Below are 23,986 nucleotides of genomic sequence, written 5' to 3' on the forward strand. Positions count from 1 at the left end.
GGGAGTGCCTCGCATGGGGACGAATGGATCGACCATGCTCGAGCCGTTACGGCAGGGCCTTCCGCCGCTTGACCTCACGGCCGTGTCCAACGCCGCATCCTGCGCCCTTCCCGCCCGGTACGAGGCGGTGCGTGAGGCGAGGCGCTTCACCCGCAGAACCCTCGACCAGTGGGACATAGGCGAGCGCTTCGACGACGTGTGCCTGGTCGTCTCCGAGCTCGTCACCAACTCCCTGCGGCACGGCCTGCCGGCCGGCACCCTGTGCGGCGCGGACCAGAGCCCGCCGGTACGACTGCACCTGATGCGGTGGACCGAGCGGCTGGTGTGCGCGGTGCGCGACCCGAGCGAGGCCAGCCCGGTCGCCCGCGAGGCGGACGACTTCTCGGCGGAGTCGGGCCGCGGGCTCTTCCTGGTCGACTCCTTCGCCGACGGCTGGGGCTGGCATCCGATGGCGGGCACGCTGGGCGGCAAGGTCGTCTGGGCGCTGTTCCGGCTACCGCACGCGACCCGGCCGCAGTCCGCCGAATAGTGCACCCGGGCGTCGTTCGACGCCCGGGTTCTACGCGCGTCACAGTCCGTAAAGAGCCGGTTGCCCCGAGTTGCCCCGTGGGTACGCGGCGGTCAGCCTGCTATCAGGTGGTCGAACTCGCCGTCCTTGATGCCCAGGAGCATCGCTTCGATCTCCGCGCGCGTGTAGACGAGCGCCGGACCGTCGGGGAACCGCGAGTTGCGCACGGCCACCTCGCCGCCGGGCAGTCTCGCGAACTCCACGCAGGAACCCTGCGAGTTGCTGTGCCGGCTCTTCTGCCAGGCCACCCCGTTCAGCTCCGTGGCTGTCATGCCGTTGTACGCGTCGCGGTCCACAGGTCGCTCCCCGGTGGTGCGGTGGCCATGTGGCCATTGATGCAGAGGTCAACTGTCCGGATCATAGCCGTGTTCACGTGCAGATGCATGAGCAGATGCACGTGCACGCGGGGTGGTCCTGCGGTTACAGCTTTGGCGAGCGCTTTACCTGGCCTCTTCAGCGTCTGCCCCGATGCCTGCAGGGCATGCGACCGCAGGCCGCCACCCATGATCCTGCGCGCCGTCAGTTGCGCCGGGTCGTCCGGGCCGAATCCCTCGTGCATTAAAGACAGACGCGTACGGCGCCGTTCCTGTTCCAATGTTCAACTGCCGTCCTCCTCGGCGCACGCAAGTCCTCCCGCCAAACCTCACAGGCGCTCCCCATGGGGCCGGTGGGTGCTGCTGGTAGCTTGCTGCGCACGTTTCGGTCGCGGGCCGGAGCGTTCGGCCACCGCCTGCAACAGCTTGGGAGCTTTCAGTGACTTCGGCGATGTTCACGCGTTCCTCTCGCAGGGTGTCGCGTCGGCAGGTGCGGATCGCGGCGGCGGCCGCGGGGCTGGTGGGCACGCTCGTACTGAGCGCGTGCAGCGGCGGTGGCGGCTCCAAGGACGACTCCTCGTCCAGCCCCTCCGCCTCTTCGACCACGACCGCGGACACGGGTGGGAACACCGGCGGGACCGCCGGCGCGTCCGACGACCTTCAGGGCAGCTGGCTCGCCACGACCGGCGGGAAGGCCGTCGCGCTGGTGATCAACGGCAAGCAGGCCGGGCTCTTCTCCACGGGCGGCACCGTGTGCAGCGGTAGCGCCGGCAAGCAGTCCGGTATGCGGATGATCCACCTGACCTGCGCGGACGGCGACAAGGGCCGGGCCACGGGGATGGTCGACTCCGTGTCGAAGAGCGCGATGCAGATCACCTGGTCGGGCAGTGTCGGCAAGGAGACGTACACCCGGTCGAAGGGCGGCACGCTGCCGACGGGCCTGCCGACGGCGAGCCTCGGGCAGTAGCCGCCGGGGGCGCGCGAGCGCCCCACGCGCGCGTGCGTGATGATCGGTGCACGCGATCACCGGCGTCACGCCGCAGAGCACCAGAGGACCCTTATGCGCGCCACCCCCATCGCCGTCGCCGCTCTCGCCGCGGCCCTCCTTCTCTCCGCCTGCGACAACGGCAACGGCGGTGACGACGGCAGCAACGGCAAGGCCGCCAAGACCGGCGACGCCTGCACGCTCGACGGCGTCGGCGTGCAGGTCGGGGCGAGCGCCGCCCCCACCGCCGGCGACTCCGGCGACGTCACCGTCACGATCACCAACAACGGCTCGAAGTGCACCCTGAACGGCTTCCCGGCCGTCCGTCTGCAGGCGGGCGACACCACGAGCACCGTCCCGTCCGACAAGGCCGCCAAGGCCCAGAAGCTGACCCTCGCCAAGAACGCGACCGCCTCCTTCACGATCACCTACGTCCGCGGCGAGGCGGGCGGCAAGCAGAGCCTCGCGGTCAAGACGGCCAAGTTCAGCCTGCCCGGCTCCTCCGCCGCGCACGGCATCACATGGTCGTACGGCGATGTGGCCCTCAAGGGCGGCGCGGACCGGCCGAACGCCTCGGTGACCGCCTTCCAGCAGGCCGGCGACTGACGCGCGCCCGTCCCACCCGGCTCAGGGGAGCCGCGGCCGGGTCCCGACCCGGGCCCGGTCCGCGGCCTGCGCGCCCTCGGTCCAGCCCGCCGTGTCGTTCACCCCGCGCAGGCGGCTCGTGGTCGTGTGCGGGAACAGGCGGTCCGTGCGGTCGGTGACCGCGACCTCGCGGGAGGCCAGCACCGGGAGCAGATCGTCGGTCACCTGCGTCTCGGCGGCCGCCGCCAGGCGCGTGCCTATCCGGTGGGCGTAGGCCGCGAGGAAGGACTGCCGGAAGGTCTTGGTGCGTTTGCGGCCGCCCGCGCGCTGGGCCGCCTCCGCCTTCGTCATGGCGGCCGTGGCCTGCACCAGGAGTGAGGTGTGGAGCAGCTCGACCGCCTCCAGGTCGGCCTCGAAGCCGACGACGGTGGAGAAGCCCAGCGGTTCGTTCCACACCGCGCGGCAGTGATTGGCGGTGGCGACCGCGTCCAGCAGCACCGCCTTGGCCTGTTCGTACGGCGCCTCGACGCCGATGCGGCAGGCGCCGGGTGCCGACGCGGACGGCGCCCGGGCCGCGAGCAGCGCCTCGTCGATGCTGTGCCGGGCCATCAGCTCCTGGGCCTTGGCGGACAGCGCCTCCGCCTCCTCCGGGAAACCGGTCGCCTCCGCCTTGGCGAGCAGCGCGCGGATGCGGGTGAGCATGCGGGACTCGGTACCGCGGCCGGACGCGGGACCGGGCCGGTGCGTGGGCTCGTCGAGGGATTCGAGCGCCGGCAGGCGCAGCAGCAGGCGGTACAGCTCCAGCACGGTGGTCGCGTGCGAGAAGCGGTCGGTGCCGGGTGGGGCGGCGACGGCCCCGGTGCTCTCGGAGGTCGCGGCGGCCCCGGGCGCCTCGGCTTCGGCGGTGAGGTCGTCCAGCTGCGCCTGCCAGCGGGGGCCGCGCGGGCCGTCGTACGGCGCCTGCGCGTGGATCAGTGCCGCCGCCAGCCGTACGTGCACGTCGTCCAGCTCGCGCCGCACGATCCGTACGACGTCGGCGGGCTGCCAGCCGCGCTGCCAGGCCGTCGCCACGAACTCCCGCCCGCGTCGGGCGAGTTCGGCGTCGGCCGACGGGTCCGCGGCCAGCAGGGAGGCGCCCGTGTCGAGGGCGGTGTCTGTCTCGGCGTACAGGGCGGCCCCGAAGGCGCTGTCGACGATGCTGGGCGCAGTGCTGCTCACCCGTCGATCGTGCCACGCGGCACCGACAACGGGACCGGGCGGCCGGGCCTCACACGGGTTTCCCGGCCTCGTCCCACTCCCCGAAATTCGGTCGCCACCGCGCACGGCCGGTTCCAGCATGGGCGCATGGTGGACATGTCTTCGTACGCGGCCTTCCTCGTCGCCGCCTTCGCGCTCTGCATCACTCCCGGCCCCGACATGATGTTCATCGTGGCGATGGGCGGACGGGGCGGGCCCAGGACCGGAGTGCTGGCCGCGTTCGGCGTGGCCTGCGCGATGTTCGTGCACACGGTCGCCGCCGCGCTCGGTCTGTCGGCGCTGTTCCTGGCGCTGCCGACGCTGTACCACGTGCTGCGCTGGGCGGGCGCGGCCTATCTCCTGTATCTCGCGGTCAAGGCCTTCCGGGACCGTGCGGTGCCGGTGGAGGAGGGGCCGCCGGCGGGGCCCGGGCGACGGCGCGCCTTCTGGCAGGGGGCCGTCACCAATCTGCTCAACCCGAAGGTGATCCTCTTCAACGTCTCCTTCCTGCCGCAGTTCGTGGACCCCTCTCTTGGCCATGTTCGCGAGCAGTTCCTGGTCTTCGGGCTGACGATCACGGTCATGGGGTTCGGCGTGGACGGCTCGATCGGCCTGCTCTCCGGGCGGCTCTCCGCGCTGCTGCGCCGCAGCCGGCGGGTGGCGCGCGGGCTGAACGTCTTCAGCGGGACGGTCTTCACGGGGCTGGCGGTGCGGCTGGCGGCCTCGCCGAAGTGACGGCACGCGTGCGTGGAGGCGATCCACTGTCAACTGCCGGTTGACAGTGAGCATCTGTCAACCTACGGTTGACACATGACGACCAACCCCGGCATCACGTCATCCGTACGCCTCGACGACCTCATCGCGGCCATCAAGAAGGTTCACTCCGAACCCCTCGACCAGCTCCAGGACGCGGTCATCGCCGCCGACCACCTCGGTGAGGTGGCCGACCACCTGATCGGCCACTTCGTGGACCAGGCCCGGCGCTCCGGAGCGTCCTGGACGGACATCGGCCAGAGCATGGGCGTCACCCGGCAGGCGGCGCAGAAGCGCTTCGTGCCCAAGGAGTCGGGTCTCGACCCGAACCAGGGCTTCGGCCGCTACACGCCGCGCGCCCGCAACGTGGTGATGACCGCGCACAACGAGGCCAAGGAAGTCCGTAACACCGAGGTCGCCCCGGCCCACCTGGTCATCGGCCTGCTCGCCGAACCGGAGGGACTGGCCGCCAAGGCGATCGTCCTGCAGGGCGTCACCCTCGACGCCGTGCGCGAGGCCGCGACCACCGCGCTCCCGCCGGGCGCCGACGAGGCCCCCGAACTGGTCCCGTACTCCTCCGACGCCAAGAAGGTCCTGGAGCTCACCTTCCGGGAGGCGCTGCGCCTCGGTCACAACTACGTCGGCACCGAGCACATCCTGCTGGCCCTGCTGGAGTTCGAGCACGGCTCGGGAGTGCTGGCCGGCCTCGGCCTGGCGAAGCAGGCGGTCGAGGCCGAGCTCGCCAAGGCGCTGGAGGGGTATCTGCAGCCCCCGCCCACGCAGGGCTGACGCCGTTGTCAGACCCCCCTGCGACACTCGCAGCATGACCGACCGCTGGGCGCTCGCTCCGGCCGAGGACGGTGGCGTGGAGATCGCCCCCCTCGGCCCGGACGGGCTGCTCGCCGGACCGGTCCGGTGGGAGCCCGACCTCGCGACGGCCGTGCGGGCACGGCCGGACGTCGCGCGCTGGGTGTGGCGGTCCACGGCCGAGGTGTATCCGCGTCTGCTCGCCACGGGGGTGCGGGTCGAGCGGTGTTACGACGTCGAGGACGCCGAGACCCTCCTGCTCGGCCACGAGGGGCGGTACGGCGAGCCCCGCTCGGCGGCCGCCGCCCTGGCCCGGCTGCGCGGCGGCCCCGTGCCGCCCGACCCGCCCCTGCGTGCCGCCGAGCCCGGCGCGCAGTCCTCCCTCTTCGAGCCGCAGGCCGTGCACCTCCCGCTGCCCGACCTCGTCGACGTCTACGCCGGGCAGCAGCGACGGCACGACGCGGCCGAGCACCCCGACCGGATGCGGCTGCTGACCGCGGCCGAGTCGGCGGGCATGCTGGTCGCCGCCGAGATGAACCGCGCGGGGCTGCCGTGGAGCGCCGAGGTGCACCGCCGGGTGCTGCACGAACTGCTCGGCGAGCGGTACGCGGGCGGTGGCGAACCCCGGCGCCTCGCAGAGCTGGCGGACGAGGTGTCCGCCGCCTTCGGCCGGCGGGTGCGGCCGGATCTGCCCGCGGACGTCGTCAAGGCGTTCACGCAGGCCGGGATCAAGGTCAGGTCGACCCGGCGCTGGGAGATCGAGTCCCTCGACCACCCGGCCGTGAAGCCGCTGCTGGAGTACAAGAAGCTGTACCGCATCTGGGTCGCCCACGGCTGGTCCTGGCTGCAGGACTGGGTGCGGGACGGGCGGTTCAGGCCCGAGTTCCTCGCGCACGGGACCGTGACGGGGCGCTGGGTCACCAACGGCGGGGGCGCCCTGCAGATCCCCAAGGTCATCCGGCGCGCGGTGGTCGCCGACCCCGGCTGGCGGCTCGTCGTCGCGGACGCCGACCAGATGGAGCCGCGCGTGCTGGCGGCCATCTCCCGCGACCCGGGGCTGATGGAGGTCGCCGGCCGCGAGACCGACCTCTACCAGTCCGTCTCCGACCGGGCCTTCTCCGGCGACCGCGCGCAGGCCAAGCTCGCCGTGCTCGGCGCGGTCTACGGCCAGACCTCGGGCGACGGCCTGAAGAACCTCGCCGCGCTCAGACGACGCTTCCCCAAGGCGGTGGCGTACGTCGACGACGCGGCGCGCGCGGGCGAGGAGGGGCGGCTCGTGCGGACCTGGCTGGGGCGGACATGCCCGCCGGCGGCCGGGTCGGGCGACGCCGTCGAGGAGGCCGGCATCCCGCAGGACGACCCGGACCGGACGCCCGCCGGTGACGAGTGGGTGCCGGGTTACGCCTCGACGAACACCCGCGCCCGCGGCCGCTTCGCGCGCAACTTCGTCGTCCAGGGCAGCGCGGCCGACTGGGCCCTGCTGCTGCTCGCCGCGCTGCGGCAGACCTGCGCGGACATGACGGCCGAGCTGGTCTTCTTCCAGCACGACGAGGTGATCGTGCACTGCCCCGAGGAAGAGTCGGAGGCCGTGGTGAAGGCCATCCGGGAGGCTGCGGAGCTGGCGGGCCGGCTGACGTTCGGGCAGACGCCGGTGCGCTTTCCGTTCACGACCGCGGTGGTGGAGTGCTATGCCGACGCGAAGTGACGTACGACGGCGTCGAGTTGGAGGTGGCGCTCAGACGTCCGCCGTGGCCAGCAGCTCCTTCAGCTCCGCCACCACCGTCTTCTCGTCCGTCCCGTCCAGCGCGTCGAGGGCGCCGCGCCATTCCGCGTACGCCTCCTCGCCGCATCCCCGCTCCCGCAGCAGGAGTCCGCGCTGGTGGCGGGCGAGACCGCCGGTGTAGCGGTCGGCCCGTGCGTCCGCGCGGCGGAGCAGCTCCGCGCACTCCTCGCCGGCCCGCTCCGTACGGCCGAGCAGCCGCAGCGCCCGCACCAGGCCGAGCCGGGTCTGCGACTCACCGTGCCAGTCGCCGTGACCCCCGAGGATGCGCAGGCTCTCCTCGAAGTGGGGTACGGCGGCGGCCGGTTCACCGAGGGTGAGGTGGGCGTAGCCGATGTTGCAGTGCGCGGAGTGCTGCACGATCACGGCGCCGATCTCGTCACCGATCGCGAGCGAGCGCCGGTGCTGCTCGATCGCGGCCCGCGGGTCGGTGTGCTCGTACAGGTTGCCGAGGTGGCTGTGGGTCACGGCCTCGCCCTGGGGGTCGTTCAACTGCCGCGAATACTCCAGGCTCTGGCGCAGGGCCCGCCCCGACTCCTCGTAACGGCCGAGTCCTTCGAGCAGCAGGCCGCGGTTGTTGAGGCAGCGGCGCAGCCGGGAGACGTGGCCGAGCCGGCGCCAGATCGTGAGCGCCCGGTCGTTGAGGGCGAGGGCCTCGCTCTGCTGTCCGGTCAGGAAGTGCAGGCCGGCGAGGTCGCCCAGCGCGTACGCCTCGGCGGCCTCGTCACCGAGGCGCCGTGCCACGCGAAGGGCGGCCCGGCCGAGCACCTCCATCTCGGCGACGCGGCCGCTGCGCTGCACGTACGGGAAGAAGAGGCGGATCAGTGTGGAGATGCGGGCGGCACTGCGGGTGCCGGTGCCGTCTGCGTCGTCCCCGCCGTCTGCGCCGTCCCTGGCCTCTGTCTCGTCCACGTCGGCCGCCTCATCCATGTCGTCCACGTGGCGCTCGACCAGGGTGATGACGTTCGGGAGCTCCATGTCGCCCCAGGCGAAGGCCTGTTCAGGGCAGTCGAAGGCGGGGAGGGCGGCGACGAGCCTCGCGTGGTCCGGGGGCTGGGCCGCGGTCGGGCGGCGGCGGTCGTCGTGGTCGAGGCCGGGTTCCACGATCGAGGTGAGGACGAGTTCGGCGACGGCGGCGTACCAGGGCAACGCGGCATCATCGTCGCCGGCTCCCGCGGCGAGTTCGCGGGCGAAGTCGCGGACCAGATCGTGAGGGGCGTAACGGCCGTACGCGGTCTCCTCCAGGAGGGCCACGTCGACGAGCCGGTCCAGCGCGGCCTCGGCGCGGCGCGCGTCGATGCCGACGAGGTGGGCGAGCAAGGGGGCGCCGTAGGCGGGCAGGTCGAGGGCGCCGATGCCGCGCAGGACGAGGGCTGCGTCGCGGTCGGCCTCGCGTTCCGAGGCGGCGAGTGCGTCGTGGGCGACGGCCAGGGAGCGGCGGACGCTCAGGTCGTCGTATTCGAGGTGGTGCAACCGGCCACCGGTGGCGGCCAGTTGGTGGGCGAGTACGTCCGGGGTGAGCGCGTGCCGGGCGGCGAGGCGGGCGGCGACGATGCGCAGGGCGAGAGGGAGGCGGCCGGTCAGGGCGACGAGAGGGTGGGCGGCGTGCAGGGTGTCGCGGCCGGAGGCCGCTCTCAGCAGGGCGGCGCTCTCCTCGTCGCTCAGCGGGGTGAGCGGGAAGCGGCGAGCACCGTCGAGGGTGGTCAGGGGCGAGCGGCTCGTGATGATCACGGCGCATCCGGGACCGGCCGGCAGCAGGGGGCGTACCTGGGCGGCGTTCGCGGCGTCGTCGAGGAGCAGAAGGGTGCGGGTGGGGGCGAGCTTGCTGCGCAGCAACGCGGCTGCCGCGTCGGGGTGTTCGGGGATGTGGCGGGGCTCCGTGCCCAGGTCTCTCAGCAGCGCGGTGAGGGACTGGGCGGCGGTGAGGGGGGTCATGCCGGGGGTGGCGCCGTGGAGGTTGAGGTAGAGCTGGCCGTCGGGGAAGCGGGCGCGGATCTGGTGTGCGGTGTGCAGGGCGAGGGCGCTTTTGCCCACGCCCGCCATACCGCTGATCACTACGTGGTTCCGGCGGGTGAGGAGGGTGTGCTGCAGGGTGGGTTGTTCTGTTGTTCTGCCGGTGAAGTTCGGTGGGGGTGGGGGGAGTTGAGCGGGAGCGGGGGTGGTTTGGGTGGGCACCCGGCCTTCGGCCGGGTCGGGGTTCCCACCCGCACCACCTGTGCGGGTGTCGGTGCCGGGTGCGGGTGGCCGCTGTGGGGGGTTCTCGCCGTCGGCGGCCGCGCGTTGATCGACCTGAGGCTCGGTTTCCTTCAGTACCTCCGCGTGTGCCCGTCTCACCGACTGGCCCGGTTCCACACCGAGTTCTTCCCGCAGACGGGCGCGTAGGTCCCGGTGGACCGCCAGGGCCTCCGCCTGGCGGCCGGTGCGGTGGAGGGCGAGCATCAGCTGGCGGTGGTAAGCCTCGCGCAGGGGGTGTTCGGCGGTCAGGGCGGACAGTTCGGGGACGATGGCGTCCAGCCGGGCGTCGTCCATGGCCAGTTCCGCGTCGTAGCGCCATTCCAGGAGAAGGAGGCGGGCCTCCTTCAGGCGCTGCGTGAACGCGTGGCCGCCGAACTCCGGGGGAAGGCCGCTGAGCGGGGTGCCCCGCCAGAGTGCCAGCGCGGACGTGCACTCCCGGACGACGCGCTCCCGGTTGCGGGCGGCGCGGGCGCCGCGGGCCGCGGCGAGATGGCGTTCGAAGACGTGCACGTCCAGCTCGCCCTGCTCGACCCGCAGCACATAGCCGGGCGGCACCGCCCGCAGCCGGTCCGGATCGTCGAGCAGCCTGCGCAGACGGGCCACGTGGTTGTGCAGCGAGGCGTGCGCGGACGCGGGCGGCGCCCCGGTCCAGAGCGCGTCCTTGAGCGACTCGACGGAGACGACGCGGCCGGCTTCGAGGAGCAGGGCCGCCAGCAGGGTGCGGACCTTGGGACTGCCGACGGTTCGCACCACGGCGCTTCCCGGCCGGGCCGCGTCGGCCCGGCCGTCCCCGCCGACCTCACTGCCGTCGCTGCCGTCGCTGCCGTCGCTGCCGTCACCGGCGCCATCGCTCTCGGCGGCGTCGGGAACGTCGTAGAGAACGGGTGGCCCCAGCAGTCCGAACCGCGGCTCGTACCGCCTCACGCCGTCCACTGCCTTCCCTTGTCCCTGGCGGATTTCCGCTTGAAGGGAGAACCGTTGGCCACATGTTAGCGATCCGTTGGTGCGGCCTGATGTGATCACTTCATCGGATCTGGCCCGGGGGTGCGCGCGTACGACGCGCAACTCGGGGGAGTGACGCCGCCGCGGCCGGATCCGGGGACGTCAAAGGGTCCCGGTCGGCGGAGGTGAACGACCGGGACCCCAGTCCGCTCCCTCGCCCTGTCGGCGTCAGACCACCGGCGGGCGCCCCAGCCGCGACAGCCGCCACACCGTCCGCCATCGCATCGGCCGCCGTTCGCCGGCCGGCTCCCGCAGGCCCTCCACGAAACCGCCGAGCCAGGCCCGCAGCCCCGCGCGCGAGCGGGTCCGCACCAGGGTGAGCAGCGTCCAGACGCCCAGGTGGACGGGGATGAGCGGGAGCGGGAGGCGTCGGCGGACCAGCCAGACCCGGTTCCGGGCGGTCACGCGGTAGTAGATGGCGTGCCGGGCGGGTGAGGTCTTCGGGTGCTGCAGCAGGAGTTCCGGCGCGTACAGGATGCGCCAGCCGGCGTCGGCGGCGCGCCAGGCCAGGTCGGTCTCCTCGTGGGCGAAGAAGAACCGGGCGGGCCAGTCGCCGATCTCGTCGAGCATGGCCGTCCTGAGGGCGTGGCCGCCGCCGAGGAAGCCGGTGACGTAGCCGCCCCGCATGGGGTCGGAGGCGCCGAGCCTCGGCACGTGCCGCTGCTGGGTCTCGCCGTGCTCGTCCGCGATGCGGAAGCCGACGATGCCGAGTTTCGGGTCGGCCGCGAACAGGTCCCGTACCCGGCGCAGTACGTCGGCGTCGACGAGAAGGCCGTCGTCGTCCAGCTCCACGACGACGTCGACGTCCCCGAACTCCCTGAGCTGGGACAGCGCTTGGTTGCGTCCGCCCGGGCAGCCGAGGTTCTCGTCGAGTTCGAGGAGGGTGACCTCGCCCGGCAGCGACAGCCGCTCGGCGAGGTCGGGCAGCGGGCAGCCGTTCCCGACGACCACGATCCGCGTGGGGGCGACATCCTGCTTGGCCACGGACTCCAGCAGGGCGTCGACCTCGTCGGGCCGGTTTCCCATGGTCACCACCGCGACGGCGATCCTCGGCGCTCGCAGGTCCCCCATGCCCTCACCCCATCCTGGCCGCCGGCAACTCCGGCCGCGATGCTAGCCGTTAACGGTAAGGACTTCTTGAGGACGCCGGTTCGTGGACCAAATCGATCTCAGGCCGTCCCTGCGGGTGCCGCGGCCGGGGAGTCGTCGGAGGCGAGGGCCTGGGTGGTGACCAGTTCGCGGTACGGGGCGCAGCGGGCCATGAGTTCGGGGTGGGTGGCGGCGTCGAGCACGGTGCCGGAGTCGAGCATCACCACGTGGTCGGCGTGACGCACGGTGGACAGGCGATGGGCGACGACCAGAACCGCCCGGGTGGCCGACAGCTCCTCCACCACGTGCCGGAAGCGGAGTTCGTTGATGCTGTCCAGCTGCGAGGTGGGCTCGTCGAGCAGGACGATCTCCGCGTCGGTGAGCAGCGCCCTGGCCAGGGCGAGCCGCTGGCGCTGGCCGCCGGACAGGTCGTTCTCGCGACCGAGCACGGTGTCGAGTCCGTCCGGCAGCGCCGCGACGTCCTCGCGCAGGCCCACCGCGTCCAGGGCCGCCGTCAGCTCCTCCTCGGCGGGCGGCCGGTACCGGCCGAGCTGCAGGTTGTCCCGTACGGACCCCTCCAGCAGCGTGAACTGCTGGTCCACGTAGGTGACGCGACGGCGCAGCTCGGGCAGCGGCCAGGCCCGGACGTCGTGCCCGAGCACCTCGATGCGGCCGGTGCCGGCGGGCGCGAACCGGTCGATCAGGGTCAGGGCGGTGGACTTGCCGGCGCCGGAGGGGCCGACGAGTGCGGTCAGGCCGGTGCGGGGCGCGGTGAAGCTCAGTCCGGTCAGGACGGGGGGTGCGAGTGACCCGGCGTAGGAGAAGCCCACCTCGTGGAAGGCGACCGCGGGGCGGCCGGGCACGGGCTCGGGGACCGGCGCCCCGCTCGCCGTGTCGTCGTCGTTCTCCCGGGGCAGCGCGAGCAGTTCGCCGAAGCGCGCCTTGGCGGCGAGTCCGGCCTGGAGGCGGCCGATGCCGGTGGCGACCATGGTGACCGGTGTGACGAGCTGGAGCAGATAGAGCAGGAACGCCGCGAAGTCCGGTGCGGTCAGGTGGCCGTGCGCCATGCGCGCGCCGCCGCCGACGATCACGGACACCAGGGCGATCTGCTGGCCGAGCCCCATCACGGGCCCGATCAGGGACTGGAGCCGGGCCCCGGTCAGCGAGGTGCCGGTCAGCTGCGCCGCGTCCTCGCCGAGCCGCTCGGCCGACTTCCCCTCCGAGCGGTACGCCTTGATGGTCGCGAGGGCGGCGAGATGGGCGGTGAAGCGCTGGGCGAGGCCGCCGATGGCCTCCTGCTGGTCGACCACGTTGCGCTTGACGCGGACGACCACGAACCCGATCGCCGCTCCGGCGACGGCGAACGCCGCCACGGCGACCAGCACCAGCATCCAGTCGAGGACGGCCATGATGGCCAGGGTGGACGCCACCGTCAGTACGGCGAGCGGCAGTTGGACCAGGCCGACGTCGATGACGGCGCGCAGCAGCAGTGCGTCGGAGGTGACCCGCGCGACCAGGTTTCCGGCGCCCTGGATCCGTACGGTGCCCAGGGGCAGGGCGAGGGTGTGGGCCATGACCCGCCGGCGCAGCCGCAGCAGCATGAACTCGCCGATCCTGGCGAGCAGATAGCCCGATCCGGCGGAGGCCAGCGCGGCGCCCAGCGCCACTCCCGCCAGCTCCAGCGCCGGGACGGTGATCGACTCGTCGCGGGCGAAGGCGTCGATCACGTCCTTCATGATCAGTGGCACTCCCAGCGTGCCCGCGGTCGAGGCGAGGGCGAGCAGCAGGGCCACGGCGAGCTGGAGCCGGTTTCCGTGCACGATGTCGGCGCCGAGGCGGACGGCCTGGGCGGCGGGGGCGGGCGGGGCGTCGCGTCGGGCCATGTCAGTGCTTCGCCGCCAGCGTGACCAGCTCGACGGCCTCGGCGAGACCGAGTTGCGGGGCCGCCCGGCGCAGCTCCTTGATCGCCCGGGTGGAGGTGTCCCCCGCGGCCACCCCGGCCCGCTCCAGGGCCTGGCGGGCCCAGCGGATCTTCATGTCCTCGTCGCCGCGGGCGGCGGCGTCGATCAGGGTCAGCGCCTTCCTGAGTCCGGGCGCCTCGGTGGCGTCCGCCTGCGCCAGGGCCTCCTCGACGGCGGTGCGGGCGTCGTCGAGGTCGTGCAGGACCACGAGGTTGAGGTGGCGGGTGGTGCGCATGACGGATCCTTTCGTCGGTGGTGTCGTCGGGGGTCAGGAGGTGCCGTTGAGGGCGGCGGTTCCCTCGCCGTCGACGTACGCGGGCAACGCGTCGGCGTAGAGCCCGAGTTCGGGGTGCCAGCCCATGTAGGCGGCGAAGTCGTGGGCGTGCGTGACGATGCGCAGGACGGCGGCGCGGCCGGCGGCCACCGGGTCGCCGACGTCGCCGTACCCGTCGAGGAAGGCCGCCGGCAAGTCGGTCAGCAGGGGCCGGGGCCGGGCACCCTTGCGGGTGTCCGTCATCCGCAGTTCCAGGAACTCGCCGAGCAGCCACCCGGCATCGAAGGCGGCCGGGCCGGGAGCGAGGTCCTCGCCGGCCAGCAGTACGGCGTCGGCGGACACGAGCCGCTGGTCGGCGACGATCACGGACCCGGTGCTCGGCGCCCCGTGCAGCAGTACGTCCCCGGGCGCCCGCTCGGCCAGTTCGGCGCACCAGGACCGTACGGCCGCCCAGCGGCGCGGGCCGAAGCGTTCGCGCAGCAAGCCGTGCAGCCGCGCCGCGGCGCGCGGGCCGGTGCCGGTGTCCATCCAGGCGGCGAGCCGGGCGGGTCCCGGAGGACCGGTCCGGCCGGTGATCTCGGCGGGCGGCGCGTCGGACGAGACGTCGTGCAGGGTGCGCAGCAGTCGCCCGGTGGCGTGCAGGGCGGCGGTGAGCCGGTCGCGGCGCGCGGGCGGGAGCTCGGTCCACAGCAGCTTGGCCGCCGACTCCGCTCCGTACGCGGTGTAGAGGAGGGCGCCGGGGAGTTCGTCGGGCAGGGCGACCCGGATGCCTTCCGCGCGCGGCGCGGCCACCCGGCGCCGCGCCCACGCTCCGGGGCCGGTGAGCGGTACCGGCCGGTCGGCGCCGGCGCTGCGCACCCACAGGTACGAGCCGTCCGCGGGCCGGTGCACGGCGGTGCGCTGGTAGCCGGTGGCGAAGGAGTCCACGAGGCGGGCGCCGGTCAGGCCGGCCGGGAAGCCGGCGGACGGGCCCGCCGTCATGCCCGCTCCCCGCCGGGGTGTCCGGCGAGCCGGGCGCGCAGTGCCTCGACGGCCGGGATCACCTCGGTGAGGGTCGCGGCGGTCATGGCGCCGGGCTCGCCCGTGGTCATGCTGATGCCCTGGTGGGGCGGCACGACCGTGACGTTGGCGCGTTCGGCGAGGGTGCGGGCGTGCTGCCGCCAGGCCGGGGAGGTCAGCGCGCCCGGGGGAAGGGCCGGGGCCAGGACGATGGGCGCGGCCGTGCACTGGAGGGCGAGCAGGGTGGGGGTGTCGGCGACGCCCAGGGCGAGGCGGCCGGTGAAGTGGAAGGTGGCCGGGTGCACGACGACCGTGTCGGCCCAGTGCGCAAGCTCGACGTGCGGCGCCGTGGTCTCCGGTTCCTCGCCCCACACGTCCAGTTGGGGCGGCCGGCCGCCGAACACCGACAGGGTCGTCGGGGTCACGAAGCGGGTGGCGGAGCGGGTGACGACGGTCCGTATCTCCACCTCCGGGTAGGAGGTGCGCAGCCAGTGCAGCCACATCGGCATGAACATCACGCCCAGGGCGCCGGTGCCGACGTAGAGGAGACGGCGGCCGGTGAACGGCGGTGCCGCGGACGGCAGCGCGGAGGCGGCGTCATGCACGGCGGCCGTCCACGGCGGTGAGGATCTGGGTGAGATCGGTGACGGCGGCGCCGAGTCCGTGCGCGTTGAGGACGCCGCAGACGTTGACGATGACCTCGTCGACCCCGTGCTCGCGGTACCGGTCGAGGCCGTCCGCGATCTCCTGCGGCGTCCCGGCGACGAACGTCCCGGACTCCACCAGCAGGCGGGCGCCGGTCCCGGGGTCCGAGGGGTACGCCGGGATGCCGGCCCGCCGCAGCATGTCGGTGTAGTGGTCGGCACTGAGGTGGGCGCGGGCCGCCGCGAGCGCGACGGCGGGGATGTCGCGGCCGGGCCGGTCCACGGCCGCGTGCACCACCGTCGCCACCCGGGGCACCGGCCGCCCGGAGCGGGCGGCGCCCTCCTTCATGGCGGGGACGAGCACGTCGCGGATGTACGGCGGCGGGGTCAGCCAGGTGATGGCGACGTCGGCGACCTCTCCGGCGGCGCGGGCCATGGCGGGGCGCAGCACGCCCAGGCCGTACTCGACGGGCGGGGCGTCCATGACCGGGAACACGGCGTGGGTGCTGTGCTCGCAGGAGTCCTGGTGCACCGTCTCGCCGTCGATCAGGGCGCGCATGGTCCGCACGTACTCACGGGCGGCCGTGACGGGCTTGGCCAGCGGGGCGGGCCGGACCGCGGACTGGAACTCCTTCGACCCCGGCCCGATGCCGGCCACGAACGGCAGCCCGGACAGCTGCGCGATCGAACGGGCCTGCACGGCGGCGTCGTAGGGATGACGCAGCGGCGACAGGGCCACCGAGGAGCCGAACGGGATGTGGACGCCCGCCCCGGCGAGCGCGGCGAACACGTGGTGCGTCTCGACGCCCAGCGACTGGCCCAGCCACAGCCGTCCGCTGCCACGGCGCTCCAGCAGCCGTGCGAAGGGCATGACATGACCGACCTGGGAGGCCTGGAGCGGGTACACGACGCTCGTGGTGTGCGGGGAGTTCAGCTGCCGGTTCACAGGGCTGTGTCCGTCTCCGTGAGGTGTGCGGTGTCGCCGAGGACGACACCGTGGTAGTCGGTCGGGTCGTAGAACCGTGCGGCCGCCGCCGCGACGTCGGCGGTGGTGACGGTGGCGAGTTCGTCGAGGAAGTGCGCGATGCGGTCCGGCTCCTGACCGAGCGTCATCGACAGCAGCAGGGTGCTCGCCCAGGCCTGCTGGGAGGAGGTGGCCAGCGCGGTCATGCCGGTGACGTAGCGCCGGGCCGCCTCGGTCTCGGCCTCGCTCGGCGGCCGTTCGGCCATGCCGCGCAGCACGTGCCGCATCCGGCGCAGGGTGCCGGCCGCCGACGCGGTGGCGGTGTCGGCCTCCAGCGAGATCACCAGCCGGTCGAGGTGGTCGTGGAAGGCGCTCTCGCAGCGGTAGGCGAGGCCGTGCCGCTCGCGCACGTCGGCGACGAGCCGGGAGGAGAAGTAGCCGCCGAAGACGATGTTGGCCAGGGTCAGCGCCGCGAATCCGGGATGGTTGCGGTCGAGCGCGGGCCGTACCAGCCGGATCTGCGACTGGACCGCGCCGGGGCGATGGATCCGCGCGACACCCGGGCGCCCGATCTCCGGCGTGTGCGGGATGTGCGGGATCTCCGGCGCGTGCGGGAGGGGAGGCAGGGAGCCCCCGGCGGGCCACTCCCCCAGCGCCCGCGCGGCCAGGGCGGCCGCGTGCACCGGATCGAGGTCGCCGACGAGGACGAGGACCGCGCGGTCGGGGCGTACGGCGTCTCGGTGCGCGGCGCGGACCTCCTCGGCGGTGACGGCGGCGAGGTCCGCCGCGTGCGGGACGTCGGTCATGCGCGGCATCGGGCCGTAGAGGTGGCCGATGAGCGCCTCGGAGGCGAGCAGGTGCGGCTGCCGGCGGGTGGTGGCGACCTGCCGCACGGCACGTTCCCGCGCCGCCCGCACCTCCGGGTCCGCGTGCCGGGCCCCGGCCAGGCACTCGCCGAGCACCCGGAGCAGGGCCGGCAGCGCGGCGGCCGGACCCGAACCGGAGACGCCGAGCCAGCGGGAGCTGCGGGAGGCCGACAGGACGGCGCCGTCCCTGGCCAGCCCGTCCGTGATCGACTCCCGGTCGTGCCGCGCCGTGCCGTGCAGCAGTGTTGCGGCGAGCAGTTCGTGCACGGCCGCCGTACGGAAACTGACCGCGTCCAGCGGTACGGCCAGGCGCAGTTCGGCCATCGGGATGGACGCGTGGCGCAGCGCGACGACACGGAGCCCGCTCGGCAGCCGTACGTCCGCCGTCGGCGGCAGCACCAGCTCCGGCACGGGGCCGACGGGGGGCAGCAGCGCGGCATGGATCATCGGGGGTCGCCTCCGCCCGGTATCAGGGACAGCACCGCGCGCTCGCGCGGGCGCAGGGCCGCCGCGGCGGCCGCCACGTCCTCGGCCCCTACGGCCGCGAGGCGGTCGCCGAGGTCGTCGACGAGATCGGGGGTGCCGTACAGCAGTTCACAGGTGCCGAGGGCGCGCGTGCGGGCGACGAGGTTGTCGAAGCCCCGCCAGGTGGCCGAGGTGATCAGGGCGCGCGAGCGGGCGAGTTCGTCCTCGCGGGGGCCGGCCGAGGCCAGGCCGGCCAGCTCGGCGTCGACCTCCGCCAGCAGCCGGTCGGTGTCCGTCGTCCTCGGGTGGGTCGCCACCAGGAGGAAGGTCTCCGGGTTCCGGGCGCGCAGCGGCCCGAACAGGCCGCAGCTCGCGCTGACATCGGACACCGGGGCCGCCGTGTCGCCGTGCACCAGCCGGCGCTTGAGCCGGGAGGTGTCACGGCCCGTGAGGAGTTCGGCCAGCACCATGTGCGCGAGGTAGCCCGGCAGCCGGGTCTCGGCGTCCGGCATGCGATGGCCGATCGCGGTGGCCGCGAGGGCGGCGTGCGGGTCGTGGTGCGTGGCGTGGCGCGGGCCGTCCGGCACCGGCTCGGACAGGGCCACCGGCGGTGGCACCGGGCGGGCGGGCACGGGGCCGAAGTGACGCGCCACCAGGTCCGCGGCGCGGTCCGGGTCCACGTCCCCGCAGATGGTCAGCACCGCGTTGCCGGGGGCGTAGTAGGTGTCGAAGAACGCCTGGCACTCCTCGACGGTCGCCGCCTCGAGGTCCTCGAACGCGCCGTAGCCGTTGTGGGCGTTGGGATGGGTCCGGTAAAGAACCGCGGGCAGCACGGTCCAGGGGAAGCCGCCGTAGGGCCGGTCCGTGACCGTCTGGCGGATCTCCTCCTTGACCACGGCCGTCTGGGTGCGCAGCGTCTCCTCGGTGATGCTGAGCGCCCGCATCCGGTCGGCCTCCAGGAACAGCACGCGTTCCAGGGCCTGGACGGGCACCACCTGGTAGTAGTCCGTGTGGTCCTGGTGGGTCGAGCCGTTGGCGGTGCCGCCCGACGCCTGCACGAGCCGGAAGTGGTCGGCGGGGCCGACGTGTTCGCTTCCCTGGAACATGACGTGCTCGAAGAGATGGGCGAACCCCGTGCGGCCGGGCGGCTCGGACCGGAAACCGACGTCGTAGTGGACGGCGACGCCGACGGACGGAGCACCGGCCAGCGGCTGCACCACCAGGCGAAGGCCATTGGGCAGCGTCGAGCGGTACAGCGAGGGTCGGGACATGCGGTCAACGTAGGCCCCGTTTCCATGACTAAAGAAACCCGGGATTCTGGTTTCTTTCCCTGCGGCCGCCGGGCCGCTGCTCAGCGCGCCACCACGGAAAGCAACGAAGAAACTTGAATTGTTTGTTTCTGGTGACCGGGAGTCCGCCTATTTAGCATTCCGCCGTGTGACAGATAAATATGGACCCGAAGTCGAGGAATCCCGGCAGACGCGGGCGCGCTACGATCCGCCCGCCCTGGACAACGAGCCCGGCGTGGCGGCGCTGCTCGCCTCGCTCGGCCTCGGAGCCTTCGACCCCGACGGCATCACTTCCCACGTCGGCCGCAACGACAACTGGTCCGGCCCGACCACCACCGGCGCCCGCGTCTTCGTCAAGCGCCTCGGCGGACCGTCCCCGGCCGACAACCGCCGCCGCTTCTCGCGGCTGCTCGCCTTCGAGACCCTCGCCGCCCACGCCGCCGAGGGCGTGCTGCGCGGGCCGCGGTTCCTCGGCCACGACGACGAGGAGCTGCTCGTCGCCTTCGAACTGCTCGACGAAGCCCGCTCCGGCGCCGAACTCGCCGCCGACGACGCCTTCGACGACGAGCTGTGCCGCGTCGCCGGCCGCATCACCGGCGCCCTGCACGAACTGCCCGCGGACGCCGGGCTGCTGGACGCCACACCGCACCCGCTGCCGGCCACCGACAAGCTGCGCGCCCTGCCGCTGCCCGCGTTCACCGGCGCCACCTTCGGCGAGCTGGAGACCTGGCGGCTGCTGCAGGCCGACGGCGAACTGCTGGAGGCGCTGGCCCGGTTGAGGCGGCACGAGCAGGCGCTGGCGGACCGGCGCCCGATCCACGGCGACCTGCGCCTGGACCAGTTCCTGTGGACGCCCGAGCGGCTGCACCTCACCGACTGGGAGGAGTTCCGCCTCGGCGACCCGGCACGCGACGTCGGCGCGTTCGTCGGGGAGTGGCTCTACTTCGCCGTACGGGGCATCCCGAAGGCGATCGGCAGCGAGCCGGACTTCACCTTCGACCACGAGACCACGCACGACGAGGTCCTGGCCGTCGGCGTCCGCGAACTCGACCGGCTGCGGCCCCGCATGGCCGCTTTCTGGGACGGCTACCGCAGCGTCCGCGCCACCGTCGACGAGGGCCTGCGCGCACGGGCCGCCGCCTTCGCCGGCTGGCACATGTTCGACCGGATGTTCGCCACCGCCATGGTCGGCGGACGGGTGCAGGCCGCCGACCGCGCCTGCGCCGGCATCGGCCGCACCGTGCTGCTGTCCCCGGACGGCTTCACCGACACCCTCGGGCTGACCGAGCACAGGGCCACCCCGGCCGCCGCAACCCCCGGACCTGGAGAGATGCATTGATCACCGTCGCCGACACCCTTCCGCCGGCCCTGGCGCAGGCGGTCCGGGACATCGAGGTCGCCCCCGACGGGCTGTCCGCCACGCTCGGCGCGGAGCACCTCGAGGCCGACTCGCCGCACAAGCTCGCCCAGCAACTCGGCTCCGCCGTCTACCAGATGGTCCACGTGGGCCGCGGCAACCTGGAGACGAGCCGCCCGCGCACCCTGCGCGACGCCGAGTTCGACCGCGCGCTGACCGAGGCCATGCCGCACACGGTCACCACCGCGCGGGCGGTCGTGCACGAACGGGCGGCGGACGGCACACTGCTGGCCGTCGTCGAGGGCGTACGGGTGCTGCTGCCCGCGGACACGCCGGCCGGTCCCGTCCCCGACGTCCTGCCCGCCCAGGTCGCGGTACGGCTCCCGGCCGCGCGGCCCGCGCTGTCCACCGGGTTCTTCCTGGCCGACGGCTCCGCGGGAACCGGCGTGGGCTCCGGCCCGCAGACGCTGCGCGTGTACGTGCACGTCACCGGGCCCGAGGCGGCCCCCGGGGTGTGGCACGCGGTCCTGACGTACCTGGAGGAGGCCGGGGTGCCGTACCGCGCCAAGATCACCTCCTCGCCGCGGCTCTTCCCGCGCCGGGACGCGCTCGTGGTCTACCTCGGCCCGCAGGGCCGGCACGCGGTGGCCGGACTCGCCGCCCACGCGACCGGGCTGCCCGGCCTCGGCACCGACGTCTCGCCCTTCGCCCACCGGCTGGCGCCCGGCGTCGCCCTGGCCTGGGAGCCGGACGACGGGCGCCCCGGCATGCGGTCGCTCAGCTTCGGTGAGCACCGCAGCGGCGCGCTGGCCGAGGCGCTGGTCAAGCACGCGGTGCGCACCGACGGCGTCAGCCTGTCCGCCACCGTCGAGGAGGCCCTCATGAACGCGGGCATCGATCCCCTGGCCCCCGCCCGCAACCTCGGCTCCCCGCCCCTGCCGGGTGCCGGGCTGCCGCTGTAACCACCGTGGTACTCCCGGAAGACGGCACAACACACCGCTGTACGCCGCCTGTTGGCGTCCGCACCCGGGCGGTCCTGCTGCTCCTCGAGGGAGCGCAGCCGGCCCTGACGCTCTGCCGGCGGCTGCGGGTGTGCCCCGGCTGCCTCGACGACTGGTGCGCCACGTTCCTCGCCCACGGCGTGCGCGCCCTCGCGGGCGGTGCGACGGGCGGCGGCGCCGCGGACGTACTGGCCGAGGACGTCGCGGAGTTGCGCAGGGTCCTGCGCGAGGCCCGGGAGGAGTGGGAGCTGTGGGAACGGCTGGCCGCCGTCTCCGAGCCGCGCGACCGGTGACGTCTTTTCTTTGCCCCCGTTGGCATCTGCGCAGGTCACAGGCCACACACCAGAAAGTTGACGGTAATTTTCGGCCCCCCTTGGACGGGAGGGCCGTGCTGGAATCGAACTGCCGGACGAGGGGCGGGGGTTCACCCCGAACGGTCTGTCCGGCCCGTACCGAGAGGGGAACTCACATGAACACCGCCGACCAGCTGATCGCCGGCTACACCGCCTACACCGACGCCGCCGACTTCGGCGCCACCGCGGGCGGCCAGGCCCCGGCCACCACGCCGTCGATCCTCAGCGTCGTCGCCGAGTCGAGCGCCGCGTGCGGCGGCGCCGTGAGCGCCGTCTCCGCCGCGTCCGTCGGCTTCACCGCGCACTGGGGCTGCTGACCTCGGCTTCACCGCGCACCAGGGGCCGCTGAACCAGGGGCTTGCTCACAGCCGACCGGCGCCCCGCGCCCGGGACTCCTGACCGGCGTCCCGACCCTTCATCTCATCGACCGAACTCCCGGAAGGACCTTCCATGAACACCGCCGACCAGCTGATCGCCGGCTACACCGCCTACACCGACGCCGCCGACTTCGGCGCCACCGCCGCGGGCGAGGCCCCGGCGACCACGCCGTCGATCATCACCGCGTCCTCGCCCGAGTGCGGCGCGTTCACCATCAGCGCCGCCAGCGGCGTCCTGACCAGCGTCTCGATCACGCACGGCGCGGGCTGCTGACCTCGCCGCCGTACCGGTTCGCCGGACGTGGGGTGCTGCCGCCGGGCATGCGGCAGCACCCCACGCGTCGTGCGGGCCTCACGGCCGCCGTACGCCCATGGATGTCCCCCGGGTCCATGGCCGTACGGCGGCTTCGCGCGTTCCGGCCCACCCTTCAGGGCCGGCTCCCGGCGGCTCCCTGGCTCTGCGCGGCCCCCTGGCTCTGCGCCTGGTCGGCGATCTGCTGGAGCGCCTTGAGGTGGGCGGCGAGCCGGGCGCGGCCGTCGGCGGTGAGCGAGAGCCAGGTGCGCGGCCGCTTGCCGACGAAGCCCTTGCGGGCCTTGACGTACTCGGCGGCCTCCAGCGCGGAGACGGTCTTGCTGAGGGCGGAGTCCGACATCTCCAGACCGTCGCGCACCGTCTTGAAGTCGGCTTCCGCGCACCCGGACAGGAACGCGACGACGGCCAGCCGGGTCGGATGCTGGATGGCGGCGTCCAGCAGCGGCGCGACGTCCCGGACGGTCATGCCCGCTGCCCCGTACGGGCCTGCGCGAGCTGGATCCAGGTGAGTGCGCCGAGGCCGATGCCGAACACGGCGAGGAACCCGGGAAAGCCGAGGAACACGGCGGCCGCACCCGCGGCCGCCAGGGGGATCAGCAGCATCGACTGACGTAGCGCGCGGGCCCGGGTGTCCCCGGCCGGCCACAGGGCCACGCCGCCCGCCCGGCTGGACGCCACGTTCAGCACGAGGAAGGCGAGCAGACAGCCGAATCCGGCCACGAGGTATCCCCAGGCGCCGGGGTGTGCGTCGAACCGGGCGAGGCCGCCGAACCCGGCGGCGAACAGCAGCCCGGCGGCGGGCGGATGCCACACGGGCACGCGGCGTGCGGCACGAGCGGCCGAGAACGCGCTGCGTGCGGCGGTGAGAGCGGCGTCCGCCCCGGTGGGCGAGAGTGGATCGGTCATGGTGACACCCTGGCATCTACTTTCCTTGTTGGCAAGTACTTGCGCGACGCTGGGGCTCGCTTGTCAACCCTGACCGATCTCCATAGGCTGAGATCCGGCCGCGGCCTGACCAGCCGAGCCCATATGCACATCACCGGGCCCTTTCGAGGGGCTCGTCCAGCCCGTCAGGGCCCAATGAACGGGGGTTCATCATTTATTTCGTCATGCCGTCACCGCCGCAGCGGGACTGAGCCGACTTCTTGACGCGTTCTTTGCGTGACCGCTAATTGCCGTCACGCAAAAAAGTGCTGCCCGAAAAGAATTCCATGGCGCACTTCTCACGCCTTTCTCTTACCTCACATCTTCCTCAACTCTCTTCCTTTCGCAGACCGACTGCGACCAAGGTCGAGTGACCGGAACTTCTGAAATTCCGTCCGAAGGGAATCAGAATCGTGGCGCGCCCGCCCGTCATGCCTCCAGAAGAAAAAGCCAAGCTCGTCCTCGGTGTTCTCTCGGGAAGACTCACGGTCTCCCAGGCCGCCCGTGAGGCCGGTGTCTCCGAACAGGCCATCGGCAACTGGAAACGCCAGTTCATCGCGGCAGGCAGCCAGGGCCTGGAGGGCGGTGACCGGCTCAGCAGCGAGCGGGAGCGCAAACTCCGCGCCCAGATCACCGAGCTCAAGACGGCGCTCGGCGAGGTCTATGTGCAACTCCGCGCCCGGCGGCAGACGGTGGACTTTCACGCGGTCCCTTCACAGACCTCGAAACCGTACGGCGTGAGTGCGGGCTCAGCGTTTCGAGGTTCTGCGGCCTCCTCGGGATACCGCGAAGCACTTACGCGCGTCGACTGACGTCCCGGGACGGCTGAGGCACGCGGCACACGA

General features: G+C 73.2%; 25 protein-coding genes. 12 read left to right on the plus strand and 13 right to left on the minus strand.

Annotation, left to right across the window (positions count from 1 at the left end; genetic code table 11):
- Positions 1-13 precede the first annotated feature (13 nt).
- Positions 14-529, plus strand: coding sequence for an ATP-binding protein (locus ACIBN2_RS25710; protein ID WP_399137586.1), 516 nt, complete (start codon positions 14-16; stop codon positions 527-529).
- Positions 530-621: 92 nt separating this feature from the next.
- Here ACIBN2_RS25710 and ACIBN2_RS25715 read toward each other — a convergent pair whose 3' ends face one another.
- Positions 622-840, minus strand: a complete 219-nt coding sequence (locus tag ACIBN2_RS25715; RefSeq protein ID WP_393867406.1) for a DUF397 domain-containing protein — start codon at positions 838-840, stop codon at positions 622-624.
- Between the two features lie 481 nt (positions 841-1,321).
- Here ACIBN2_RS25715 and ACIBN2_RS25720 point away from each other — a divergent pair, with 481 nt between their 5' ends.
- On the plus strand, positions 1,322-1,849 hold the full coding sequence (locus tag ACIBN2_RS25720; RefSeq protein ID WP_399137587.1) for a hypothetical protein: 528 nt from the start codon (positions 1,322-1,324) through the stop codon (positions 1,847-1,849).
- Between the two features lie 93 nt (positions 1,850-1,942).
- A complete protein-coding gene (locus ACIBN2_RS25725) occupies positions 1,943-2,473 on the plus strand; it encodes a DUF4232 domain-containing protein (protein ID WP_399137589.1) in 531 nt (176 codons plus the stop codon).
- A 21-nt stretch (positions 2,474-2,494) separates the two neighbouring features.
- Here ACIBN2_RS25725 and ACIBN2_RS25730 read toward each other — a convergent pair whose 3' ends face one another.
- Positions 2,495-3,790, minus strand: coding sequence for a DUF2786 domain-containing protein (locus ACIBN2_RS25730; protein ID WP_399137590.1), 1,296 nt, complete (start codon positions 3,788-3,790; stop codon positions 2,495-2,497).
- A gap of 6 nt (positions 3,791-3,796) precedes the next feature.
- On the opposite strand from ACIBN2_RS25730, the gene ACIBN2_RS25735 reads away from it, so the two are divergent.
- The 3 genes from ACIBN2_RS25735 (at position 3,797) to ACIBN2_RS25745 (ending at position 6,953) form a co-directional block, all read left to right on the plus strand.
- Positions 3,797-4,423 carry a LysE family translocator gene (locus tag ACIBN2_RS25735; RefSeq protein WP_399137593.1) on the plus strand — a complete coding sequence of 209 codons (627 nt, stop codon included), beginning with the start codon at positions 3,797-3,799 and terminating at the stop codon, positions 4,421-4,423.
- Between the two features lie 75 nt (positions 4,424-4,498).
- Entirely contained in the window at positions 4,499-5,230 is a 732-nt protein-coding gene (locus ACIBN2_RS25740; protein ID WP_399137594.1) for a Clp protease N-terminal domain-containing protein, read from the plus strand.
- A gap of 34 nt (positions 5,231-5,264) precedes the next feature.
- Positions 5,265-6,953 carry a bifunctional 3'-5' exonuclease/DNA polymerase gene (locus ACIBN2_RS25745; RefSeq protein ID WP_399137596.1) on the plus strand — a complete coding sequence of 563 codons (1,689 nt, stop codon included), beginning with the start codon at positions 5,265-5,267 and terminating at the stop codon, positions 6,951-6,953.
- A 30-nt stretch (positions 6,954-6,983) separates the two neighbouring features.
- Here ACIBN2_RS25745 and ACIBN2_RS25750 read toward each other — a convergent pair whose 3' ends face one another.
- The 9 genes from ACIBN2_RS25750 to ACIBN2_RS25790 all read right to left on the minus strand — a co-directional run bounded on the left by ACIBN2_RS25750 (position 6,984) and on the right by ACIBN2_RS25790 (position 18,798).
- Positions 6,984-10,187, minus strand: a complete 3,204-nt coding sequence (locus tag ACIBN2_RS25750) for a BTAD domain-containing putative transcriptional regulator (protein ID WP_399138219.1) — start codon at positions 10,185-10,187, stop codon at positions 6,984-6,986.
- A 246-nt stretch (positions 10,188-10,433) separates the two neighbouring features.
- Positions 10,434-11,327 carry a glycosyltransferase family 2 protein gene (locus ACIBN2_RS25755; RefSeq protein ID WP_399138221.1) on the minus strand — a complete coding sequence of 298 codons (894 nt, stop codon included), beginning with the start codon at positions 11,325-11,327 and terminating at the stop codon, positions 10,434-10,436.
- A 107-nt stretch (positions 11,328-11,434) separates the two neighbouring features.
- Complete coding sequence (locus ACIBN2_RS25760; RefSeq protein ID WP_399137598.1) at positions 11,435-13,237, minus strand: ABC transporter ATP-binding protein; 1,803 nt, start codon at positions 13,235-13,237, stop codon at positions 11,435-11,437.
- A gap of 1 nt (position 13,238) precedes the next feature.
- Positions 13,239-13,550, minus strand: coding sequence for a hypothetical protein (locus tag ACIBN2_RS25765; protein ID WP_399137600.1), 312 nt, complete (start codon positions 13,548-13,550; stop codon positions 13,239-13,241).
- Between the two features lie 33 nt (positions 13,551-13,583).
- Positions 13,584-14,570 (minus strand): hypothetical protein, encoded by a 987-nt coding sequence (locus ACIBN2_RS25770; RefSeq protein WP_399137601.1) that lies wholly within the window; start codon positions 14,568-14,570, stop codon positions 13,584-13,586.
- A complete protein-coding gene (locus tag ACIBN2_RS25775; protein ID WP_399137602.1) occupies positions 14,567-15,193 on the minus strand; it encodes a flavoprotein in 627 nt (208 codons plus the stop codon). The genes ACIBN2_RS25770 and ACIBN2_RS25775 overlap by 4 nt, the downstream gene beginning before the upstream one ends.
- Positions 15,186-16,178, minus strand: a complete 993-nt coding sequence (locus ACIBN2_RS25780) for an LLM class flavin-dependent oxidoreductase (protein WP_399137604.1) — start codon at positions 16,176-16,178, stop codon at positions 15,186-15,188. Before ACIBN2_RS25780 ends, ACIBN2_RS25775 begins: the two co-directional genes overlap by 8 nt.
- Positions 16,175-17,509, minus strand: a complete 1,335-nt coding sequence (locus ACIBN2_RS25785; protein ID WP_399137606.1) for a M16 family metallopeptidase — start codon at positions 17,507-17,509, stop codon at positions 16,175-16,177. The genes ACIBN2_RS25780 and ACIBN2_RS25785 overlap by 4 nt, the downstream gene beginning before the upstream one ends.
- Positions 17,506-18,798 carry a M16 family metallopeptidase gene (locus tag ACIBN2_RS25790; RefSeq protein ID WP_399137608.1) on the minus strand — a complete coding sequence of 431 codons (1,293 nt, stop codon included), beginning with the start codon at positions 18,796-18,798 and terminating at the stop codon, positions 17,506-17,508. Before ACIBN2_RS25790 ends, ACIBN2_RS25785 begins: the two co-directional genes overlap by 4 nt.
- A gap of 166 nt (positions 18,799-18,964) precedes the next feature.
- On the opposite strand from ACIBN2_RS25790, the gene lxmK reads away from it, so the two are divergent.
- From lxmK to ACIBN2_RS25815, 5 genes are all read left to right on the plus strand, one after another.
- On the plus strand, positions 18,965-20,155 hold the full coding sequence (lxmK, locus tag ACIBN2_RS25795) for a class V lanthionine synthetase subunit LxmK (RefSeq protein ID WP_399137610.1): 1,191 nt from the start codon (positions 18,965-18,967) through the stop codon (positions 20,153-20,155).
- Positions 20,152-21,135, plus strand: a complete 984-nt coding sequence (locus tag ACIBN2_RS25800) for a T3SS effector HopA1 family protein (RefSeq protein WP_399137612.1) — start codon at positions 20,152-20,154, stop codon at positions 21,133-21,135. The genes lxmK and ACIBN2_RS25800 overlap by 4 nt, the downstream gene beginning before the upstream one ends.
- 5 nt (positions 21,136-21,140) lie before the next feature.
- Complete coding sequence (locus tag ACIBN2_RS25805; RefSeq protein WP_399137614.1) at positions 21,141-21,467, plus strand: hypothetical protein; 327 nt, start codon at positions 21,141-21,143, stop codon at positions 21,465-21,467.
- Positions 21,468-21,643: 176 nt separating this feature from the next.
- Complete coding sequence (locus ACIBN2_RS25810; RefSeq protein ID WP_306186812.1) at positions 21,644-21,844, plus strand: LxmA leader domain family RiPP; 201 nt, start codon at positions 21,644-21,646, stop codon at positions 21,842-21,844.
- A 133-nt stretch (positions 21,845-21,977) separates the two neighbouring features.
- The gene (locus ACIBN2_RS25815) at positions 21,978-22,178 is read left to right on the plus strand and encodes an LxmA leader domain family RiPP (RefSeq protein ID WP_306186810.1); all 201 of its coding nucleotides are present in this window, start codon (positions 21,978-21,980) and stop codon (positions 22,176-22,178) included.
- A 154-nt stretch (positions 22,179-22,332) separates the two neighbouring features.
- Here the strand turns inward: ACIBN2_RS25815 and ACIBN2_RS25820 are convergent, their stop codons facing one another.
- Together ACIBN2_RS25820 and ACIBN2_RS25825 are read right to left on the minus strand one after the other, a co-directional pair.
- On the minus strand, positions 22,333-22,683 hold the full coding sequence (locus tag ACIBN2_RS25820) for a winged helix-turn-helix domain-containing protein (protein WP_399137616.1): 351 nt from the start codon (positions 22,681-22,683) through the stop codon (positions 22,333-22,335).
- A complete protein-coding gene (locus ACIBN2_RS25825) occupies positions 22,680-23,123 on the minus strand; it encodes a hypothetical protein (RefSeq protein ID WP_399137617.1) in 444 nt (147 codons plus the stop codon). The genes ACIBN2_RS25820 and ACIBN2_RS25825 overlap by 4 nt, the downstream gene beginning before the upstream one ends.
- A 431-nt stretch (positions 23,124-23,554) precedes the next feature.
- Between ACIBN2_RS25825 and ACIBN2_RS25830 the strand changes: the two genes are divergently transcribed.
- Positions 23,555-23,953 carry a transposase gene (locus ACIBN2_RS25830; RefSeq protein WP_399137619.1) on the plus strand — a complete coding sequence of 133 codons (399 nt, stop codon included), beginning with the start codon at positions 23,555-23,557 and terminating at the stop codon, positions 23,951-23,953.
- Positions 23,954-23,986 lie beyond the last annotated feature (33 nt).

The sequence above is a fragment of the Streptomyces sp. NPDC050534 genome (genome assembly GCF_044457745.1).
GTDB lineage: Bacteria > Actinomycetota > Actinomycetes > Streptomycetales > Streptomycetaceae > Streptomyces.

Coding starts and splice junctions, on each gene's coding strand:
- ACIBN2_RS25815 (WP_306186810.1), top strand. CDS start 21,978: ATGAACACCGCCGACCAGCTGATCGCCGGCTACACCGCCTACACCGAC.
- ACIBN2_RS25740 (WP_399137594.1), top strand. CDS start 4,499: ATGACGACCAACCCCGGCATCACGTCATCCGTACGCCTCGACGACCTC.
- ACIBN2_RS25785 (WP_399137606.1), bottom strand. CDS start 17,509: ATGATCCATGCCGCGCTGCTGCCCCCCGTCGGCCCCGTGCCGGAGCTG.
- ACIBN2_RS25725 (WP_399137589.1), top strand. CDS start 1,943: ATGCGCGCCACCCCCATCGCCGTCGCCGCTCTCGCCGCGGCCCTCCTT.
- ACIBN2_RS25715 (WP_393867406.1), bottom strand. CDS start 840: ATGACAGCCACGGAGCTGAACGGGGTGGCCTGGCAGAAGAGCCGGCAC.
- ACIBN2_RS25735 (WP_399137593.1), top strand. CDS start 3,797: ATGGTGGACATGTCTTCGTACGCGGCCTTCCTCGTCGCCGCCTTCGCG.
- ACIBN2_RS25730 (WP_399137590.1), bottom strand. CDS start 3,790: ATGCTGGAACCGGCCGTGCGCGGTGGCGACCGAATTTCGGGGAGTGGG.
- ACIBN2_RS25770 (WP_399137601.1), bottom strand. CDS start 14,570: ATGACGGCGGGCCCGTCCGCCGGCTTCCCGGCCGGCCTGACCGGCGCC.
- ACIBN2_RS25820 (WP_399137616.1), bottom strand. CDS start 22,683: ATGACCGTCCGGGACGTCGCGCCGCTGCTGGACGCCGCCATCCAGCAT.
- ACIBN2_RS25790 (WP_399137608.1), bottom strand. CDS start 18,798: ATGTCCCGACCCTCGCTGTACCGCTCGACGCTGCCCAATGGCCTTCGC.
- ACIBN2_RS25810 (WP_306186812.1), top strand. CDS start 21,644: ATGAACACCGCCGACCAGCTGATCGCCGGCTACACCGCCTACACCGAC.
- ACIBN2_RS25825 (WP_399137617.1), bottom strand. CDS start 23,123: ATGACCGATCCACTCTCGCCCACCGGGGCGGACGCCGCTCTCACCGCC.
- ACIBN2_RS25745 (WP_399137596.1), top strand. CDS start 5,265: ATGACCGACCGCTGGGCGCTCGCTCCGGCCGAGGACGGTGGCGTGGAG.
- ACIBN2_RS25710 (WP_399137586.1), top strand. CDS start 14: ATGGGGACGAATGGATCGACCATGCTCGAGCCGTTACGGCAGGGCCTT.
- ACIBN2_RS25765 (WP_399137600.1), bottom strand. CDS start 13,550: ATGCGCACCACCCGCCACCTCAACCTCGTGGTCCTGCACGACCTCGAC.
- ACIBN2_RS25760 (WP_399137598.1), bottom strand. CDS start 13,237: ATGGCCCGACGCGACGCCCCGCCCGCCCCCGCCGCCCAGGCCGTCCGC.